This window comes from Capnocytophaga canis (genome assembly GCF_000827555.1).
Classification (GTDB): Bacteria; Bacteroidota; Bacteroidia; order Flavobacteriales; family Flavobacteriaceae; genus Capnocytophaga; species Capnocytophaga canis.
Genome location: NZ_CDOI01000197.1, coordinates 1 through 1,104, shown reverse-complemented (window position 1 = coordinate 1,104; position 1,104 = coordinate 1). Strand labels below are relative to the sequence as shown.

The following is a 1,104-nucleotide window of genomic DNA, read 5'->3' as shown; positions in this document are numbered from 1 at the left end:
AACGGCTACCGTTTTACCTGCCAATGCTACCAATAAAAAAGTAACTTGGACAAGTGCTAATACCGCTATTGCTACCGTGGACGATTTGGGGAAAGTAACAGGTGTAGCTTCAGGAACGGTATACATTACAGCTACTACCGAAGATAGCAAGAAAACAGCCACTTGTAAGGTAACCGTATCCAAAAAAGTGATTACAGTAGCCTACGTAAGTTTAGACAATGAAACTATCACCTTATTAGAGGGTGACACCAAAACTTTGGTTGCTACCGTATCACCTACCAATGCAACCAACAAAAAAATAACTTGGGCAACTACTGATAAAACCATTGCTACGGTAGATGCAAATGGAAAAGTAACGGCAATTACAGCAGGAGTAGTTAGCATTACAGCTACAACAGAAGATGGCGGAAAAAAAGCATCGTGCAGAGTAACTGTAGAAAAAAACATAGTAGCTGTAACAAACGTAAGCATACAACCAGAAAGCATTGTCTTAGCCATAGGAAACCAACGTCAATTATCTGCTACGGTATCCCCTACAAATGCAACCAACAAAAAAGTAACTTGGACGAGTGCTGACCCTTCCATTGCTACGGTGACTGCCAGTGGAAAAGTAACGGGCGTTGCTTCAGGAACAGTATACATCACAGCTACTACCGAAGATGGAGGAAAAAAAGCTTCTTGTAAAGTAACTGTAGAATCCGTAATAGATGTAACAAATGTAAGCATACAACCCGAAACTATTACCTTGCCAGTAGGAGACGAACTCCAATTGACTGCAACGGTATCCCCTACGAATGCAACCAATAAAAAAGTAACTTGGACAACTGCCAACGCAGGAATAGCCAAAGTGGATAATCACGGAAAAGTAACGGGAGTAGCTTCGGGAACAGTATATATCACAGCTACTACCGAAGATGGTGGGAAAACTGCTACTTGTAAAGTAAGCGTAACGACTCCTATAATTCAGGTAACAAGCATAAACATACAACCCGGAACCGCTACTGTAACTGTGGGTGGGGAACAACAGCTAACGGCTAATGTGTTACCTACAAACGCCACTAACAAAACCGTAACGTGGACAAGTGGAAACACCTCCATTGCTAC

The 1,104-nt window shown here is 42.1% G+C and carries 1 protein-coding gene; it reads left to right on the top strand.

Features of this window, described 5'->3' with window-relative positions:
- Nucleotides 1-1,104: Ig-like domain-containing protein (locus tag CCAND38_RS10715; protein ID WP_042345359.1), on the top strand; the 1,104-nt coding region annotated here is incomplete at both ends.